The sequence below is a fragment of the Paenibacillus sp. 1781tsa1 genome, from assembly GCF_024159265.1.
Lineage (GTDB): Bacteria > Bacillota > Bacilli > Paenibacillales > Paenibacillaceae > Paenibacillus.
In genome coordinates, this window is record NZ_JAMYWY010000001.1 from 4,070,121 (window position 1) to 4,085,766 (window position 15,646).

Consider the following 15,646-nt stretch of genomic DNA (forward strand, 5'->3'; position numbering starts at 1 on the left):
TATATATTATTTTATTACAATTAATCTACGTCTTAACCACCTCCTTTAAGTCCTCCTGTAAAGATCAATCATTCTTTTTAAGATGTTCCACTCTTTACAGGAGTCGTCTCTACACTGTATAGACACCTTCAACTTTCTTTGTTTCGGTTAAATTTGATGTTATGTCTCGCGCTGTGATCTCCATTAGGCTTTGACGAGATATCCTCTCACGTTTCCTCATTAGTCTGACAGCTTGATGACGGATTGCTTTCTCAATAACATTACGCACATATCTGGCATTGCTAAAGTGAATTCTCAGATCCTTTTCCTCTTGTATTATGTGCTTAAGTTTATCTGCTGCATCACCAGTAAAGCTGTAATCTTTCTCTGAGACCATTTTTAGAGCAATCAACATTAACTCATCCGTAGAGTAATCATCAAAGTTAATCTGTATAGGGAACCTAGAGGGCAATCCTGTGTTGATCTGAAGAAAGTCGTCCATCTCTATGGGATACCCAGCAAGTATGATGATTAGGTCGTCACTTTTGTCCTCCATTACTTTTACAAGTGTGTCGATAGCCTCTTTACCAAAGTCTTTCTCTCCTCCTCTGGCTAAGCTATAAGCTTCATCGATAAAAAGTATTCCTCCCATAGCCTTCTTTACGAGATCACGAGTCTTCAATGCTGTATGTCCAATGTATTCTCCAACTAAGTCAGCACGTTCAACCTCAATCAGATGACCCTTACTCAGTACACCCATTTTATTTAGCATCTTAGATATAATCCTTGCTACGGTGGTTTTGCCAGTACCGGGATTACCTTTGAAAATCATATGGTACACCTGCTTACTGTTCTTGAGACCTTCCTCATTCCGAAGTTTATTGACTTCTATGAGTGCATGAATTTCATATATAAGATCCTTTACTTTTTCAAGCCCAATCATCTCACCCATCTCTCTAAAAATGTCTGCTGTGGATTCATTCTGATTGCTTGTCGGTGCAACCTGTTCAGCCAACTCAGGAGTCAACTTATATCCTTCGTCTGCATTAAATACAATGTTAATCCTTGATTCGTTTACGGTTATTCGTCTAACGCTTTCGTCCACAGTCATCACCTCGTTAAGACAGTATATGGGCGATGTATTGTTAAAATGCTCAACTGTATTCGTGAATAAAATGTATGTATAAGTAGGCCGAAGCCTACTTTAAAATGAATCAAATAATTCATCCAACTTCTCCTCATACTGCTCAATATTCTCTGATTGTTCCTGTTCGCTCTGAATAATGAATTCAGCAGTCTCGTCATTAGTTGAATGGTTCGAATTAGTGTTGAGTAAGAAAGGAGTACTGCCGAAGAACAATAACCTAAGTGCTCTCCTTACGACATCACTCTTATCTTCGTGTGGAGGCAGGTTTTTCCAAACTTCGCGTAGATCCTCATCTTTAATTGGTCTTAATCTTGCTCTTGCCGCTATTTCCATGATTTTTTACCTATCTTCCCGTACCCTCTCACTTGAGCTAACTGATCCATCAAGACTTTATTGGGTAAATCTAGGTAATCAAAGATATATCGAGCAGCTCCACCAGCAATTAAATATATGTCAAATTCCGTATTCAGACTTTCAATTTCATTCTTAATCTGTAAAGCTAATGATTTAAATGCTCTTCTAATCAAAGGAACTATGTTGTGACCTTGGTATTTACCTGAAATAACGTATGGGTCTAATTCGTAAATTGCAGGTGTATGTCCAGTTAATTTTTGTATGTAAGTTTGTAGAAGTGTGTAGGCTTTCTCGACACCAACCAATACACTTTTTGACTCTTTCATTATTGTGGACTTATCAAATCCCAATAGGTTTAGAGTGTAAAACCCTAAATCTGCTGTAAGTATTTTTTTCTTTGCCTCTTTTAATCTGATGATCTTTCCATCGTCGTCTAGTAAATAGTCCATTGTAATGCCCAAACCCTGTGGAACCGTCTTGCACCTTTCAACGATGGGTTGCACGGGGTAACTCTTCCCTTTTCCCTTTCGAATTTTATATTCTCCTTGATCGGCAAGACCAAGTAGTTTTTCTTCGAATGGAGCTTTTTGTGTGAAGTAAAAGTTAATGGGAAGTCCACTAACCAAATTCACCCTATCTTTTTTTGCCAAGTATCCCAACGTGGTCTTCATAACAACATCACTAGTTTCAGCTTCAGCTTTTTTGTTGTTTAGTGAGAAATACTTTATGTCGCTGAATTCTAGAGCAACATTTCCCACAAATAGTTCATCATTGTAGACGAAATGATCTGATTTAATATTCTGATCAAACATGTCTTTTGCTTCTCCTACTATTGTGGGCTGACGATAAAATTTACCATCTCTTTCTGCTTTGGTCCACTTAAAACCCAGATCTAAGTTCAGTATATTACTCAAAGTGATATAACCTCCTCTAAAGTCATGTACACAAGTATTCGCAATTAAGCCATACTGGTATATTTGTGTACGTTTGTAGCCTCTATGAGTATGATTATACCACCATTTATATTTATTGTACATATTTTTATTCTTATTATGAAGTTTTAATAAAATTGATGTTTCATCAGGATTTAGACTTCAAAAAACGTTGATATCTGAAGGATAATTCACTAAGCCATTCATGATTATCACAATTTTCAGTTCGAGTATCTAATGCAAGGTCAATCATTGAAGATAATTGGTCACCAGTCAACTCAACATCGTCTGAATCTAAAATGCAATAAAACTTTACATTCTGTTTGTAATTGTCTTCATCATCAATGTCGTTTAATTCATTGTCTATGTATAGGTTCAATCTCACTTTTGTTTCTGGATGCTCACGCTCAATCATTCTGACCGCTTCATAATAGCTAAACTTTCTGTAACGGTCACCTTCAAACTGAAAATGAAGGATGTAGTTGTTAAAGTGGAGCTTCCTGTTAACATAATCGTAGCTTGCATAGTTCATATCAAAGTTGTATTCAAATCTTATACTTTTATCTTTAAATGAAGGGTAGTACATTCTTAATCGTTTCTCAAAAATCAAGAATAATTCCTTATCGTTTAATTCAATCATATGTATTTACCTTCCTATTAATATGGATCATTCTCGGTCTGGTAATATTCTATGCCGTAGTTTAGCTGCCATTCGGTCAATTTTACTATGTATTCTTCATACTTCTCTTTCTCAATCAATCCCTTATCAAATCTACTATTTAAAATCTTTGTGTAACTTTGAATCTGAATAACGCATCACTCCTGTTCTCTATTATACTTTTAAAGGTGTATAACAATCTGAACAAATAATCCATGTGCATGTGTCTAGGCACTTGAATACTGATACCATTATGAGGGCACGAAGTATTCTTTAGTTGAAGTAAATCTCGGCTTAGCTTCACAGTTATTGCAATAGAGAGAGTCTGCATTGCTATATAACCTTGCTGATGGTTTATAGCCGTATATGCCTATGTGTCTATTTACATTTTTCATTTTGTCTCCATTAACTCATATATCATTGCCTGATATGGGATAGCGACGAAAATCATGCCGATGATGAACCACAGTAAATGGCCCCATGTAAATTTCAATTTACCTCTAAACACACCTATAAATACAACTAGACTAAGGATTGAAAAGAACAATAGCCAAGCATTAATTACTACATTTAAAATATTTATCTCTCCTCATTAGCGCTGAAGTGCATCTTTTACAAAGAATCATTCAATTCTTTTAGTTGATTAATTACATCATACATGTACCAATACAAGTCACTTATTTCCTCAGACTTGTGTCCATCAAGAAATATCCAGTAAGAATCTCCTTCAAAGGATATATCGATTGCATTTGTTCTATATACTTGTTTCCATCCACCAGTATGTCTTTCTTTTAATTCTCCGTGCTGCTCTATGTATTTTTTGAACTCTACATTAAACTTTTCGTAACTGTTAATTGCATGACTTAATTTTGCAAATCCCATGTATCCTTCTACTTCAATATGAAACTGATCTTTATCTGAATACCAAACTCTGTCTTTCCAAACACTGTAATCATCGCCATCCCAACTGAATACTTCTTTAGTGTGGCCTTTGCTTGCTGCTTCATCAAACTTGCCTTGTTTATAAGCTTCATTGTAGTAGGCTTTCCTGATTGACTCCATCTCTTCTGAATAGAAAAGATCTTTAAGTTGTCGATTATCCATTCCCATTTTCCTCCCCAAAGTAATTATTAATCGCTTCTTCGATATAACTTTTTCCAATATTCAATGAGTAATTAACGTTGAATACAGTCTGGTACACCAAAGGGCATAGCTTCTTCTTGATTTTTACATTGTGACTATGAATCACTCCTACTCTCTCAACCCACTCAGAATTATTTTTATATGTGATTTTATATGTAATATTGTCATAAACATAATACTTAATTATTTTATTTCTGCTCAAGATACTCCTCTTTTCTATGTAAAATATAAGTTTCATTTAAACTATGTATTATGCAAATGCTGGAGCCAATTTCCGCACACTATTTTTAAAATGCTGATGAGCTCTTTGTCTTGTGACATTCATATCCCTGCCAATATCGGATACACTCATTCCTTCAAAGAAGTACTTACGAGCGAAAATTTTCTCATTGGAAGTCAACTTTCGTTCAATGTATCCATTCAATACACCATCAAAAATAGAATCTTCTACAGCGACTAAATCAAGGTGACTTTCATCTGACAATACTTCTGACAATAATTTTTCGCTATCTCCACTATTGTCCTTGTAGAGATTGTTGTCCATACTAATGCTAGTGTATTTGCTGCGACATTTCATTCCTTTAGCTCTAGCGTTAGCAGAAAACTCCCTGTTTACTACTTTAGCCATGTAGGTTGTGAATTTAATATTTTTAGTGTGATCATAAGTATCATAAGCTTTTAAAAGTCCAATCATTCCCATACTAACTAGTTCATCAAGCTCTTCAGGAGACCCGTTTGATAATGTTTTGTTAGCCAACTTTACTACAAAGTGCATGTTGTTTTTGATGATCTTATCCTTTAAGTCTTTGTCTCCTGTTTCTTTGGCAAGTTTGATCATTTCCTCATTATTGAAATTAGGAATACGCTTCTCTAACTTAATGCTAATTTTCATATGATTCACCTTTTTGTACATTATGTTGAATGTACAATCCTTCTTCTGTAATTTCTAATAGATTTAGTTGTTTACCGTATGCACATGCTCCATCAATACCTATTTTGTCTCCTTTGGAATCAAACCAGATATCAGCAGATCCATGTAAATGAATTGCTGGAGTATGTCCAAAAATCACTTTCTTATCTAACCATGTGTTGTTTTTGAAAAACTGTTCTCTGATCCAAATAAAATCATCATTCGATGTGCTCTTCCAATTATTAAGCAATGGATTGATACCAGCATGAACATATATATGATTATCGTCTTCGTAATACAGTGAAAGAGAATCAAGGAAATCTATATGATGATGATAATTCTTTCGTATGTACTCTTTTACTTCTATGTATTTATCCCAATCGAATCCTTCCTCAAAATAATCTCCACCAATGTAACTAATTAGTGTTGTGAATCCACCGTTATTGAGCCATTGAGCATCATACGCCTCATCATCATGCTTAAGTGCAGATACCATCATGTCATCATGGTTGCCTTTTAAGACAATAGCATTTTGTTCACCTTTGAGAGTCATAACTTGATCCACGACTTGTTTACTTCTCAAACCTCTATCAACATAATCACCAAGAAGCATAAGTTGGTCTGTTGCTGGGTTGTATTTACACTTATTAAGAATACAATTGAATTCATCGTGACAACCGTGGATGTCGCTAACTACGAGTTTTCTGATGTTATGGCCTCATTTCTATTGATTTATTGTGTACGTACTATTAAAATTATTTTATTGCAGGGGTGCAATAGACGAAGGTTTAACCGAGAGCAGTCATTACCTTAATTGGTGTGGCTGCTCTTTTTTTGTTGTAAAACAACTGTTTCATTATCTTATATAACTACTCTGCAATGTCATCTATAATCTCTTCAAGTTGCCTAATAGCTTTGTTGGATAAACTCTGTTTGTGTAAATCCAACCATTTTACTAAGCGTGAATTTATCGTTTCTTTTAGATCCACCTTGATGAGAGGCACAGTATATTTATGACTCTTCTTTATTGAAGAAGCATAGCTTTCTGATACATACACTGGTTTGTGAGTAGCCGATTTCGATATTCTATTATAGTCATCTTGATTGGTTACTGGTATTGCACTTTCTCCGTTTTCATCCAAAAAGTCTTCGTATACTTTATCAAATAACTTATCAGATCCATCCACACTTGCTATGTATTGAACATCTGCTGCATTGTTCTTAATTAAGTCTAAAGTTCTATCTGAATCAACGCCTTTTAGCATTTTAGATGACAACCATCTTAATTGGAATGAATCGGCTAACTTGCGATCTCTGTCTATATTTATGTATTCAGGTTTAAAGTCGTATCCTTGTGTGTACTCATTGTAATCACACACAAATAATCCATTTACAAAAACCTTGCCTCTATATCTCTCTTCTTCGAGAACTCTTCCTAATCTACTCTCAATAATTTTACCAACGTCCTGCAAATGGAGATTGGAATCTACAATTTCTTTGTATTCATCTTGAGTGATACCCTCTATTGTAATTGTTAAATCATTATCAGGAACCTTATTCCAGATAAACTTTTTATCGATAAAAAATGTGAGAATCTCTTCCCCGCCATATCTTCTAGCTTTTACAAATCTAGGATTCCACACTTCCCTGACTCCGTAGTTATAAAAGGTAACTTTCTTTTCTAATCTGGTTAGCACTAATGTTGCAATCTTATAACCTTCGCCGAACTGACCAATTGTATTTGGATCGTTCCTTTTTGTAGATGAACCAAGGAGTAACGTTCTAACGTCCAAAATTGATGATTTATTGCCAATGCAAAGCACCTGTTTCTGATTGTCGTAATCGAAGAACATTTCATTGTTTGATTTAACCGTTTGTTGATCAAGTGCATTTTGAAAAAGTTCTCGTACTGCATCTACTACAGTCCAACTGGGAACATAGTCTTTTGATAGGCTCAATTCATATTTGCTCAATTAATCATCTCCCTTTACTATTAGAATTTGTCATATTTACGATGCCAACCACACTTGGAACATGTAGCTGAAATTCTGGTCTTGGATGTCGTTTGGTTATAATCTACATAAAGTGTTTTAAAAACACCTTCTTCATACAACCACTCATGATCACATGACCAAGATCTAATTGTCCATATCAGCCATTTCAACTAAATCTCCTCCTTTTATTTCTCTGTAAAACAGGTATTTCATCATCTTATTTATATTTCTCTTCATAGATAAAGTAGGCAATACTATCTACATGATGAGTATAAAGGAAATCCTTAAAATCCTCATAAGTGTGATAAAACCCCTCATCTGAGTATTGATTTTCTGCCTCTGATAATACTTCGCTTGCAAATCTTCGAGCAGCGCTGTTTTCCTTAAAAAAGTAGTCACCTTTGTTAACTAAAGTATCATTGATAACCTGAAGGTGTTCGTAATATTCTTCCATACTCTAATCCTCCTATATATACGCTTCGATATCATCCTTCATTGCTTGCCATAAAGCATCAACAAACTCTTTTCCTTCGTAGTGTTTATCAAAAGCAGCCACATTCCACATTCCATCTATAACACTTTTGCTAATTATTACTTCATCTAAATAGTCAATCATCTTACCAATGTCCATCTTCCTATGATGATAATTGGCCCAATCTTTACGAGGTACAATATCACTAAAGAAAGAGTAAAACTGTTCCTCTGTAACTTCTTTTGCTTGTTTTGGGGTAATATGATATTTCATCTTAACCAACCTATGTACGAGATTAGTGCATCGGTGAATGTGCTACCATAACTCATTTGGTGCATAATCCAGCCTATATCCTTATCCTTCTTTTGTAGAGTGAATAGCCCTCTGAATTCCTCATCTGTTAATTCTAATTTAAATTTATTGGCGTACTTTTTAACTTGTTTGAAGTGCCATTCTGTCCTTTCATTCCTCACTAGCTCGTCTGCTAGATGTTCGTATTCAATTACGTAAATCATCTATACTCTTCTCCCCAATCTTCTTCTGTTACTGCTCTCAAAGATCTATCAATATGTATTCTTGTTCTTTGTCGAGTTTCATTTTAACTTCTTCTGGATGCTCATCTTCCGCATACTCGAACGACTGCTTGTAAAACTCAACGTCTTCAATGTGCCAAAGTTTTTCGTTTGGAGTTGCATTTGCTTTACGGCAACTTCGATATACGCTCAAATACAAATGATCGCTTAATTTAATCTCTAGTCGCCCACATGCACATCCGCCCTCAGTATCAAAATTCAACATCCTATCTTTAATATTACTTATAATGTTTTGAAAGTAATCTTCTTTAATTCTTAGCATTGACATTCCTCCTGATTAAGCATTAATTACATATACATAAGTCCATTCACCGTACTCATGTTTGTCTGACTTAAAATTGTAACTTCTCTTAATTTCTCTCACTAAATATTTCTTTCGTGTAAAGTTTTCTTTATCACCAAATTCAAGTATCTCTCCAATACGAGGAATGTTGCTGCTTGGAATCTCAGTGAGAAGTAAATCACAATCATCATAATCTGAATATCCGTTCGTTCCACTCTTAACCATTACATAAAACATTTCATTACACTCCTCTATTAATTCTTGATCAAACTAGACTTTCACAGACATTTGATAGTAATTTCAAATTCAAAATCTTTATCTTGTTCATCAAAGCCCTTTAATAGATTATTTGGGTAAATCATATACCTTCCCTCAGTAACTTCGGCTTGATCGTCCTCATCTGGCTCTCTACCTAATATCCTGATGAAGTCTTCCTTGATAACATCCCATACAAATGACTCGTAGTCGCCGCTTGGTTTACCTGTGAACTTAATTGTTTTCTCTTTCATTGCTTAGCCTCCAATAGTTCTGGATTATCGCGTATGCTTCCAATTACCTCATACTTGATTACAGATGGATCACTCTCACTTTTGAGCCAACTAATTGCATTCATGTCACAATCAATCCATGGTTCCAAATCAAAGGCTGGATATCCACGTTCTGCTCCATATTTAATGACTCCAACGTAGTACTCTTCTTCTGAGTAATTAGAGTCAAAGGTGATTTTCATAATGCTGCCTTCATACATCTTTTTACCATTACTATCGTCAATTCCAATATAACGATCAGTTATATCAAAGGTTCCATTCACAATTTCTTTCAATATCATACTTAGTACTGACTGTCCTTCTGACTCCAATTCCAATCTCTCTTTATTGACCCATTGAGTAAGCTTATCTGCATCAATTACTTTCAATTTCACTTCATCTCCTTATTGATCTCTAGTCAAGTTTCTACACAATAATCTTCATCAATATGTATAACATCGCTTAATACATATCTTTGGAGTGTTTCATAATCTATAGATTCTCCATAGTACAACTTCAAATAATCGTTGATAACCTCATCATCAGATGGATTGTTTGGTCTATTCACAGAGACATCAATTTTAAACATTAGTCCAACTTCCCACTCCGTTTTTGTCTTAAAGCATACAAGGTATTGATTCATTCTTGAGTCCTCCTAAATGTCCAGTACAGCCAATAGTGCTGCCTTACAGCGTTGTTCAGGTGTTGCATGGATATAATCAAACATTCCTACATATTCTCCTGTGCCAACCACAACCTGTTTTAATGCTGTGCAATATTTAGCCTGTAACCTAAGTTCCTTGATCTTCTTTTCTACTTCCCATGCAGATGATATCTCTAGGGAATAAGCTAGGCATTCTCTCCATATCACGCCTGTATCAATTTCTTTAACAAAAACGCGTCTGTCGGGTATTGTATAAGTTACATGCCTATACTTAAATCCTGTTAAATCTTCGCCATTAAACAAATTTGAATGAATATAGCGGTCGATTTCCACTGGCTCCATCGCCAATACTTGCTCCCGGGTCAATGTTTTTGTCATTTATGTATCCTCCCTACATGCCAAATGGCACAAGTTTATCAAGCGATTCTTTCAGGTTGTCGATGCAATCTTTCATGCTATGGCTTAAATACCGTGGCTCTTGCCGATAGTCAGCGTATGCGTAAATGACATCGTTCACTGAGTACGTGTAGCCGCTGAATTCAATGAATTTGCGAACACGTTCCCACGGATCTGTTTCCTCTTCAATCTTACGCTCCTTCGCTCGTCTTTCATATTCGGTGATACATGCCGATTCAACGTGTTCCATATCTCCGTATTCATCCAAGCTAATTACGATATAGTGAGGAACAACCTTATACTCTTTTTCACATTCTGTGCACCTTGGGGCTGTGTACTGGTACATTCCATCGACCACTTCTGGTTTATCAAAGTCTGCATTTTCAAATACGATGAATCCCTTGCAATCTGTTACGTTACAACGATGTGCTTCAATTGCCATGTGTTATACCTCCTAGATATTTTGATAAAATTAGATTTTGATTAACTTTTGAGGCTAATTACCGCTTCCCATTCTCCCTTACGTTCGGATTCTGTCATTCCACAACCATCCATAGATGCATAGTGACCCCCAATCCATTTGATACTGAGCGAATCTGGAGAATATCTCTTACCTTGATTCGAAATAACTGTAAATCCATTCGCACTATACTGGGCTGCTTCAAGAATGTTCATTAAGCCAACCTCCTTAATAGCTCGCTGTTGCAATGGCGTAGGCAACACTTCGCTTCAATACTTGCATGTCTTTGATTTCATTCTCTTTAATCAGAATCTCGTTCTGTAACTCAACGATTCTTTTTGCACATGCCCCTCTTACATTTTCAGAACGTGTTACCAACTGCTTATATTTTAGTGCGGCAATTTCTGCTTCATTTTTTGCCTTAGAATATTTCATCTGTTTGCGTTTTGAAGATTCTGTTCTATGTATTTTGCGAAATTCTTTCTTGTACAACTCTTCTACCTTACTTCTAAATCCAATTTGTTTGTTTCGCTTAACTGTGTCTACTTCAATACGATATACAGTTGTGATTGCTTCTAAGTCATAACTAATGTGTACAGCAGTACTATAATTGAAGACATACATATGCGAGTCTTTTCCATCTTGATCAGGGACAACTCCAATATATTCAGAATTCTTTAAAATTGAGCGTATATAATCTGTAGCCATCTTTTTGTTTTTTCCATAGTCAGGGAATCGCTCCTGTACTCTTTCGAATGCGTGAGTAGACAATTCAATATTTCTTGGATATTCCATGTTATTCATCTCCTTAATATGTTGTTTGTACGTTGTTATATGTATTATGAGTTTTAATAAAAGACGGCTTTCATTCAAACGATTGCTTTTCCTGCCTTCCAGTCGTAAGCATTTTTAACCGATTTCCGCACATCAACACATTTGCTCAAGTCCTTGTACATATCCACTACAGTATTGTTCTGAATAATGAAACAGTTATGGTAATATTGAACGTGCCTCTCTTTGTCAGTTCTCTTGATCGCTTGTCCCAGCGCAATACTTCTTTCGATTTTGTACTCCACTTCACTGAATGAATCACATTTCATGTAACTCAAAGGACAGAGTTCTGCATACTTCTCAACAACATTATTTTTAATTTTCATATGTATTTTACCTCTTATTTTTTTATTATTTTTGATACTTTTCATCTATGTATGTATAACAGTATTCTTGTTCTTCATCATATCTACCTAACTCATAACACATTTTCTTGTGTGCTTCTCTGATTCCCTCAAACGCTTTACTCCAAAACAGATATTGAATCAATTTGTTGACCATATGTATTTACTATCCTCCCATCGACATCAATAAGATTGTTATGTAGTTATAAATTGAATGACTCACTATTGTTACTAAGATATTTTCACTTTTCTTGTAATGCCACGACCATACAAGTCCCAACCAAATGTACCCTAAAGCTAATGAAAAACTAAAGTGCGGAATTGCAAAAACCAATGAGCTCATTAGAGCTGCAATAATGAATCCAAATCTTTTATCTAACCATCCAAACACAAATTTTCTGCATATCAGTTCCTCAATTAAAGGACTAAACAATATACTGTAGACGTAAACAATTGGCAAACTAATGATTGTTTGAGTAGTGGTATCATTTGAACTTGTCAAAGACGTTATAATGTTGAACCCCATAAATGATAATGCTGTAGCATAGAAAACGTGTCTCCAAAAATTCAAAGTGACGATATCTTTAATCTTCTCATGCGTGATCCAATGTTTGTGATTTCTGATAATTACAACTAATAATATTGTTGGTAGCAGCAGCAATACTTTCATTTAAACTGATCATTTCTCCTCTCATGTCTCATCTCCTTAAATAAGAAAAAGTACAGGTTCTTTAACCTGTACTCATCTTATCACATATTATATTGTTTGTACATATATTTATTCTTATTTATTCGAATATATTTAACTATTATTTTGTAACATTTTTCGCCTTCATTAGTTTCAATTAGTTGCTCTTCAGTAACATCCCATTCATTCTCATCATAAGTTGGGAAATATGCATCTCCCTCAAATACAGATTGAATCTCATTTATGTACATATCTTCAACACGAGCAATAAACTGTTCATAGATTGAGGAGCCGCCTATAACGAATGAGTCTACAATCGATTCATTTGCTATCTTAATTACTTCATCCATATTATTTACAACAATACAACCTTCGGCTTGATAATTTTCTTTGGTGGTTAAAATAATATTGGTTCGGTTAGGCAGAATCTTACCTATGGATTCGTATGTTTTTCTTCCCATTATCAAATTTTTTCCGACTGTCATCTCTTTGAAGTACTTCAAATCCCAAGGTATGTGCCAAGGTAACCTACCATCATTCCCAATCAGACCATTCTTATCGGTTGCAACAATAATCGAAAGTTTACTCATACGGCAATTGGAGCTTTAATGCCCGGATGATGCTGATAGTTCTCGAACTCGAAGTCTTCAAACTTATAATCAAAAATAGAATCCGGCTTACGTTTGATTACCAGCTTAGGTAAAGCATAAGGTTCACGCTCCATCTGAGTTTTAACCTGATCAACATGGTTAGAATAGATGTGAACATCCCCTCCAGACCAGATGAAATCACCCACCTCAAGATCACATTGCTGCGCGATCATATGAGTCAAGAGCGCATAACTCGCGATGTTGAACGGTAACCCGAGGAACGTATCCACAGAACGCATCGTAAGCATACATGATAATTTACCCTCTGCAACGTAAAATTGAAACGCAAAGTGACAAGGTGGAAGCTTCATATTATTGATCTCTGCCACATTCCATGCGCTGACAAGATGACGTCGTGAATCCGGATTATTTTTGATCGAATCAATGACTGCGGAGATCTGATCGATTTTTTCTCCGTTTGGTGCTTCCCATGTGCGCCACTGCGAGCCATATACTGGCCCTAGATCACCGTTCTCATCAACCCAATCATCCCATATCTTCACACCGTTTTCCTTCAAATAAGATATATTGGTATCGCCACTCAAAAACCACAACAGTTCATGAATAACCGATTTGAGATGAATTCGTTTGGTTGTTACCAGCGGAAATCCTTCGGACAGATCATAACGGAGCTGTCTGCCAAATACAGATTGTGTTCCTGTTCCTGTACGGTCTCCTTTATGCACGCCGTTGTTCAGAATATCCTTCAATAAATCGAGATAGTTTTTCACTTAAGACGCACACCCTTCGCAAGCAATGTAGTTATCTCCCACCTTTTTGCTGATGTTAATGACTTTGCCTAGCTTGATATCAGACTCATCTGTAAACTCCAGATCGGCTATACGAGCAATGATCAGTGCAGCGGCCTCTTCCTTGCTTGTTGCCATTTGGCTGAACTCGGATTTTTCGCCTGTTGATACAACCTCATATAAATACGTATATCTCATCATTTTGTGCATTCTCCTTTTAGTTTCTTATGTCGTTTTTGCTTTTCTCTTAATGTTCAAATGAAAGGGCAGTGGATTAACCACCGCCCATATGTATTAGTTAAATCGTAATGTTCCCAAATCAATCTGGCGCTTGATTTCCTTCTCAATCTTTGGTTCTGGCGCTTCCCATCCATCAGGCTTAATTACTTTACCGACTTCGTTATAATGCGGCTTTCCATCTGGAAAGATTTTGGATAAGTTTGCACTATGGACAATATCGAAAATCACATCAGGGATAACCGATGCTTCAACAAGTCCACCTTCAGCAAAATATTTAATGTCAATTAGCGCATCAACCTGTCCAATCAGACGATCTTCAGGAAATGGTTTGGTTAGTTGCTTATTGTATGTATCGTAAATTGAATTAATAAGGTTGTGTACAAATTCATTAAACCTTGTTTTGTCACCATCAGATGATGCATATAGTAGCTCAACTACTTCTTCCATAATAAAATTGGCTCTATTCGTAACTAACTTATCATCTAATGCTGTAGGTGTTTCTGGTGCTGGACAGTTAAATGCTTTTTGAAACTCTCGTACCTTCATAAAATCAGTTTTATTATTAATTGAGTTTGTCATATCTATGCATCTATCTCCCTTTTACAAATCATCAAATCCGTTATCATCGCCAACTTTACCATAGTTACGAGACTTAGCCTCGAAGAAATCGGTTTTTGTTGAGTTCAAAGCTTCATCCGAAAACGGCTTAATCCAAGGCATACAGTTCACATCTACACCATCATATAGTTTCTCCATGCCCATCAGCTTCAGACGTTTATTTGCCGTGTACTTGATATAGTCGCTCAACTCATCCAGATCAATACTCTGAATATCTTTGAGTGTATAGTAACCCCAATTTGTTTCAAGTTTAACTGCTTGATCAATAGTTCTATATACATAATCTATGTTCTCTGCTGTGTTCAACTCAGGGAAATCAACAAGTAGCTGTTTAAATACCTCAGCAAAGAAGTAACAGTGTTGGTTCTCGTCTCTTTGTATATAGCTAACCATCTGACTAGTCGCCATCATTTTTTGATCACGAGCCAAGTTATAGAAAAATGCAAATGTACTATAGAAGAAGATGCCCTCTAGGATCAAATCTGCCACCATTGATTTAAAGAACGTTTGTGGATTAGGGTCGTCACGGAATTCCTGATAAATATCTGAGATGAATTGGTTCCGCTCTAGCAACACAGGATCATGTTTCCAGTACTCAAAAATTTCTTTCTGCTCTTGATCGGATACAATTGAGGAAAGTACATAGGAATAAGACTGATTATGTACAACTTCTTGCTGCCCAATGATTGCAGAGATTGCTTCCAACGATGAGTCTGTAAAATACCTTTTAACATCGCCAACAAACATTGTTTGCATTGAGTCCAATACTGCAAGCAGCGAAATGTTAATTTTAAATGTATCCTGTTCCACTTTACTAAGTTGAGTGAACTGTGAAGCGTCTTTAGACATGGGAATTTCATCTGCAATCCAATGATTAAGCAGCAAAACCTTGTAAAGTTTATACATGTGAGGCATTCGAATATCGTTCCAGTTAAGGATACCCGAATTTTCCCCCTCAATAATTCGCGTAGATTTGTTTGGTGCTTCCGTGTTGAAGATTTTCTGAATTTTCAA

The 15,646-nt window shown here is 35.8% G+C and carries 27 protein-coding genes; all 27 read right to left on the bottom strand.

All coding sequences use genetic code 11. From position 1 onward, the window contains the following. Positions 1–109 precede the first annotated feature (109 nt). The 27 genes from NKT06_RS17865 to NKT06_RS17990 all read right to left on the bottom strand — a co-directional run bounded on the left by NKT06_RS17865 (position 110) and on the right by NKT06_RS17990 (position 15,646). A complete protein-coding gene (locus NKT06_RS17865; protein ID WP_483311579.1) occupies positions 110–1,090 on the bottom strand; it encodes an AAA family ATPase in 981 nt (326 codons plus the stop codon). 93 nt (positions 1,091–1,183) lie between these two features. Next, positions 1,184–1,459 carry a hypothetical protein gene (locus NKT06_RS17870; protein ID WP_253437287.1) on the bottom strand — a complete coding sequence of 92 codons (276 nt, stop codon included), beginning with the start codon at positions 1,457–1,459 and terminating at the stop codon, positions 1,184–1,186. Continuing rightward, the gene (locus tag NKT06_RS17875) at positions 1,450–2,394 is read right to left on the bottom strand and encodes a ParM/StbA family protein (protein ID WP_253437290.1); all 945 of its coding nucleotides are present in this window, start codon (positions 2,392–2,394) and stop codon (positions 1,450–1,452) included. Before NKT06_RS17875 ends, NKT06_RS17870 begins: the two co-directional genes overlap by 10 nt. Before the next feature lie 166 nt (positions 2,395–2,560). Further along, entirely contained in the window at positions 2,561–3,052 is a 492-nt protein-coding gene (locus NKT06_RS17880; RefSeq protein WP_253437293.1) for a hypothetical protein, read from the bottom strand. Positions 3,053–3,682: 630 nt separating this feature from the next. Continuing rightward, complete coding sequence (locus NKT06_RS17885; RefSeq protein ID WP_253437296.1) at positions 3,683–4,174, bottom strand: hypothetical protein; 492 nt, start codon at positions 4,172–4,174, stop codon at positions 3,683–3,685. Between the two features lie 289 nt (positions 4,175–4,463). Beyond that, positions 4,464–5,105, bottom strand: coding sequence for a sigma-70 family RNA polymerase sigma factor (locus tag NKT06_RS17890; protein WP_253437299.1), 642 nt, complete (start codon positions 5,103–5,105; stop codon positions 4,464–4,466). Continuing rightward, positions 5,095–5,832 carry a metallophosphoesterase family protein gene (locus NKT06_RS17895; RefSeq protein WP_253442645.1) on the bottom strand — a complete coding sequence of 246 codons (738 nt, stop codon included), beginning with the start codon at positions 5,830–5,832 and terminating at the stop codon, positions 5,095–5,097. The genes NKT06_RS17890 and NKT06_RS17895 overlap by 11 nt, the downstream gene beginning before the upstream one ends. A gap of 160 nt (positions 5,833–5,992) precedes the next feature. Then, a complete protein-coding gene (locus tag NKT06_RS17900; RefSeq protein WP_253437302.1) occupies positions 5,993–7,096 on the bottom strand; it encodes a hypothetical protein in 1,104 nt (367 codons plus the stop codon). A 238-nt stretch (positions 7,097–7,334) separates the two neighbouring features. Beyond that, the gene (locus NKT06_RS17905) at positions 7,335–7,571 is read right to left on the bottom strand and encodes a hypothetical protein (protein WP_253437305.1); all 237 of its coding nucleotides are present in this window, start codon (positions 7,569–7,571) and stop codon (positions 7,335–7,337) included. A gap of 12 nt (positions 7,572–7,583) precedes the next feature. Next, the gene (locus NKT06_RS17910) at positions 7,584–7,862 is read right to left on the bottom strand and encodes a hypothetical protein (RefSeq protein WP_253437308.1); all 279 of its coding nucleotides are present in this window, start codon (positions 7,860–7,862) and stop codon (positions 7,584–7,586) included. Beyond that, a complete protein-coding gene (locus NKT06_RS17915; RefSeq protein WP_253437311.1) occupies positions 7,859–8,104 on the bottom strand; it encodes a hypothetical protein in 246 nt (81 codons plus the stop codon). The genes NKT06_RS17910 and NKT06_RS17915 overlap by 4 nt, the downstream gene beginning before the upstream one ends. 37 nt (positions 8,105–8,141) lie before the next feature. Then, on the bottom strand, positions 8,142–8,444 hold the full coding sequence (locus tag NKT06_RS17920; RefSeq protein WP_253437314.1) for a hypothetical protein: 303 nt from the start codon (positions 8,442–8,444) through the stop codon (positions 8,142–8,144). A gap of 15 nt (positions 8,445–8,459) precedes the next feature. Then, positions 8,460–8,702, bottom strand: coding sequence for a hypothetical protein (locus tag NKT06_RS17925; RefSeq protein WP_253437317.1), 243 nt, complete (start codon positions 8,700–8,702; stop codon positions 8,460–8,462). A gap of 41 nt (positions 8,703–8,743) precedes the next feature. Next, on the bottom strand, positions 8,744–8,974 hold the full coding sequence (locus tag NKT06_RS17930; RefSeq protein ID WP_253437320.1) for a hypothetical protein: 231 nt from the start codon (positions 8,972–8,974) through the stop codon (positions 8,744–8,746). Beyond that, a complete protein-coding gene (locus tag NKT06_RS17935) occupies positions 8,971–9,381 on the bottom strand; it encodes a YopX family protein (RefSeq protein WP_253437323.1) in 411 nt (136 codons plus the stop codon). Before NKT06_RS17935 ends, NKT06_RS17930 begins: the two co-directional genes overlap by 4 nt. Positions 9,382–9,410: 29 nt before the next feature. Beyond that, on the bottom strand, positions 9,411–9,635 hold the full coding sequence (locus tag NKT06_RS17940) for a hypothetical protein (protein WP_253437327.1): 225 nt from the start codon (positions 9,633–9,635) through the stop codon (positions 9,411–9,413). A 12-nt stretch (positions 9,636–9,647) separates the two neighbouring features. Then, complete coding sequence (locus tag NKT06_RS17945) at positions 9,648–10,034, bottom strand: BC1872 family protein (protein WP_253437330.1); 387 nt, start codon at positions 10,032–10,034, stop codon at positions 9,648–9,650. A gap of 13 nt (positions 10,035–10,047) precedes the next feature. Beyond that, positions 10,048–10,494, bottom strand: a complete 447-nt coding sequence (locus NKT06_RS17950; RefSeq protein ID WP_253437333.1) for a hypothetical protein — start codon at positions 10,492–10,494, stop codon at positions 10,048–10,050. 41 nt (positions 10,495–10,535) lie between these two features. Further along, positions 10,536–10,727, bottom strand: coding sequence for a hypothetical protein (locus NKT06_RS17955; protein WP_253437336.1), 192 nt, complete (start codon positions 10,725–10,727; stop codon positions 10,536–10,538). Between the two features lie 13 nt (positions 10,728–10,740). Beyond that, complete coding sequence (locus NKT06_RS17960) at positions 10,741–11,307, bottom strand: hypothetical protein (protein ID WP_253437339.1); 567 nt, start codon at positions 11,305–11,307, stop codon at positions 10,741–10,743. 74 nt (positions 11,308–11,381) lie between these two features. Continuing rightward, complete coding sequence (locus NKT06_RS17965) at positions 11,382–11,669, bottom strand: hypothetical protein (RefSeq protein WP_253437342.1); 288 nt, start codon at positions 11,667–11,669, stop codon at positions 11,382–11,384. Positions 11,670–11,853: 184 nt separating this feature from the next. Beyond that, positions 11,854–12,357: a CPBP family intramembrane glutamic endopeptidase gene (locus NKT06_RS31935; protein ID WP_367399866.1), complete on the bottom strand. Its 504-nt coding sequence runs from the start codon at positions 12,355–12,357 to the stop codon at positions 11,854–11,856. Positions 12,358–12,437: 80 nt separating this feature from the next. Beyond that, positions 12,438–12,965: a dihydrofolate reductase gene (locus NKT06_RS17970; RefSeq protein WP_253437345.1), complete on the bottom strand. Its 528-nt coding sequence runs from the start codon at positions 12,963–12,965 to the stop codon at positions 12,438–12,440. Next, positions 12,962–13,756 (bottom strand): thymidylate synthase, encoded by a 795-nt coding sequence (thyA, locus tag NKT06_RS17975; RefSeq protein ID WP_253437348.1) that lies wholly within the window; start codon positions 13,754–13,756, stop codon positions 12,962–12,964. The genes NKT06_RS17970 and thyA overlap by 4 nt, the downstream gene beginning before the upstream one ends. Then, positions 13,757–13,975, bottom strand: coding sequence for a hypothetical protein (locus NKT06_RS17980; protein ID WP_253437351.1), 219 nt, complete (start codon positions 13,973–13,975; stop codon positions 13,757–13,759). Positions 13,976–14,068: 93 nt separating this feature from the next. Continuing rightward, entirely contained in the window at positions 14,069–14,593 is a 525-nt protein-coding gene (locus NKT06_RS17985; protein WP_253437354.1) for a pyrophosphohydrolase domain-containing protein, read from the bottom strand. A gap of 21 nt (positions 14,594–14,614) precedes the next feature. Next, a complete protein-coding gene (locus NKT06_RS17990) occupies positions 14,615–15,646 on the bottom strand; it encodes a ribonucleotide-diphosphate reductase subunit beta (RefSeq protein ID WP_253437356.1) in 1,032 nt (343 codons plus the stop codon).

What these genes read in the sequence shown, in the direction of transcription:
- NKT06_RS17865 (WP_483311579.1), bottom strand. Translation starts at nt 1,090, where the DNA reads ATGACTGTGGACGAAAGCGTTAGACGAATAACCGTAAACGAATCAAGG.
- NKT06_RS17870 (WP_253437287.1), bottom strand. Translation starts at nt 1,459, where the DNA reads ATGGAAATAGCGGCAAGAGCAAGATTAAGACCAATTAAAGATGAGGAT.
- NKT06_RS17880 (WP_253437293.1), bottom strand. Translation starts at nt 3,052, where the DNA reads ATGATTGAATTAAACGATAAGGAATTATTCTTGATTTTTGAGAAACGA.
- NKT06_RS17885 (WP_253437296.1), bottom strand. Translation starts at nt 4,174, where the DNA reads ATGGATAATCGACAACTTAAAGATCTTTTCTATTCAGAAGAGATGGAG.
- NKT06_RS17890 (WP_253437299.1), bottom strand. Translation starts at nt 5,105, where the DNA reads ATGAAAATTAGCATTAAGTTAGAGAAGCGTATTCCTAATTTCAATAAT.
- NKT06_RS17905 (WP_253437305.1), bottom strand. Translation starts at nt 7,571, where the DNA reads ATGGAAGAATATTACGAACACCTTCAGGTTATCAATGATACTTTAGTT.
- NKT06_RS17910 (WP_253437308.1), bottom strand. Translation starts at nt 7,862, where the DNA reads ATGAAATATCATATTACCCCAAAACAAGCAAAAGAAGTTACAGAGGAA.
- NKT06_RS17915 (WP_253437311.1), bottom strand. Translation starts at nt 8,104, where the DNA reads ATGATTTACGTAATTGAATACGAACATCTAGCAGACGAGCTAGTGAGG.
- NKT06_RS17920 (WP_253437314.1), bottom strand. Translation starts at nt 8,444, where the DNA reads ATGCTAAGAATTAAAGAAGATTACTTTCAAAACATTATAAGTAATATT.
- NKT06_RS17925 (WP_253437317.1), bottom strand. Translation starts at nt 8,702, where the DNA reads ATGTTTTATGTAATGGTTAAGAGTGGAACGAACGGATATTCAGATTAT.
- NKT06_RS17930 (WP_253437320.1), bottom strand. Translation starts at nt 8,974, where the DNA reads ATGAAAGAGAAAACAATTAAGTTCACAGGTAAACCAAGCGGCGACTAC.
- NKT06_RS17940 (WP_253437327.1), bottom strand. Translation starts at nt 9,635, where the DNA reads ATGAATCAATACCTTGTATGCTTTAAGACAAAAACGGAGTGGGAAGTT.
- NKT06_RS17945 (WP_253437330.1), bottom strand. Translation starts at nt 10,034, where the DNA reads ATGACAAAAACATTGACCCGGGAGCAAGTATTGGCGATGGAGCCAGTG.
- NKT06_RS17950 (WP_253437333.1), bottom strand. Translation starts at nt 10,494, where the DNA reads ATGGCAATTGAAGCACATCGTTGTAACGTAACAGATTGCAAGGGATTC.
- NKT06_RS17955 (WP_253437336.1), bottom strand. Translation starts at nt 10,727, where the DNA reads ATGAACATTCTTGAAGCAGCCCAGTATAGTGCGAATGGATTTACAGTT.
- NKT06_RS17960 (WP_253437339.1), bottom strand. Translation starts at nt 11,307, where the DNA reads ATGGAATATCCAAGAAATATTGAATTGTCTACTCACGCATTCGAAAGA.
- NKT06_RS17965 (WP_253437342.1), bottom strand. Translation starts at nt 11,669, where the DNA reads ATGAAAATTAAAAATAATGTTGTTGAGAAGTATGCAGAACTCTGTCCT.
- NKT06_RS31935 (WP_367399866.1), bottom strand. Translation starts at nt 12,357, where the DNA reads ATGAAAGTATTGCTGCTGCTACCAACAATATTATTAGTTGTAATTATC.
- NKT06_RS17970 (WP_253437345.1), bottom strand. Translation starts at nt 12,965, where the DNA reads ATGAGTAAACTTTCGATTATTGTTGCAACCGATAAGAATGGTCTGATT.
- NKT06_RS17980 (WP_253437351.1), bottom strand. Translation starts at nt 13,975, where the DNA reads ATGATGAGATATACGTATTTATATGAGGTTGTATCAACAGGCGAAAAA.
- NKT06_RS17985 (WP_253437354.1), bottom strand. Translation starts at nt 14,593, where the DNA reads ATGACAAACTCAATTAATAATAAAACTGATTTTATGAAGGTACGAGAG.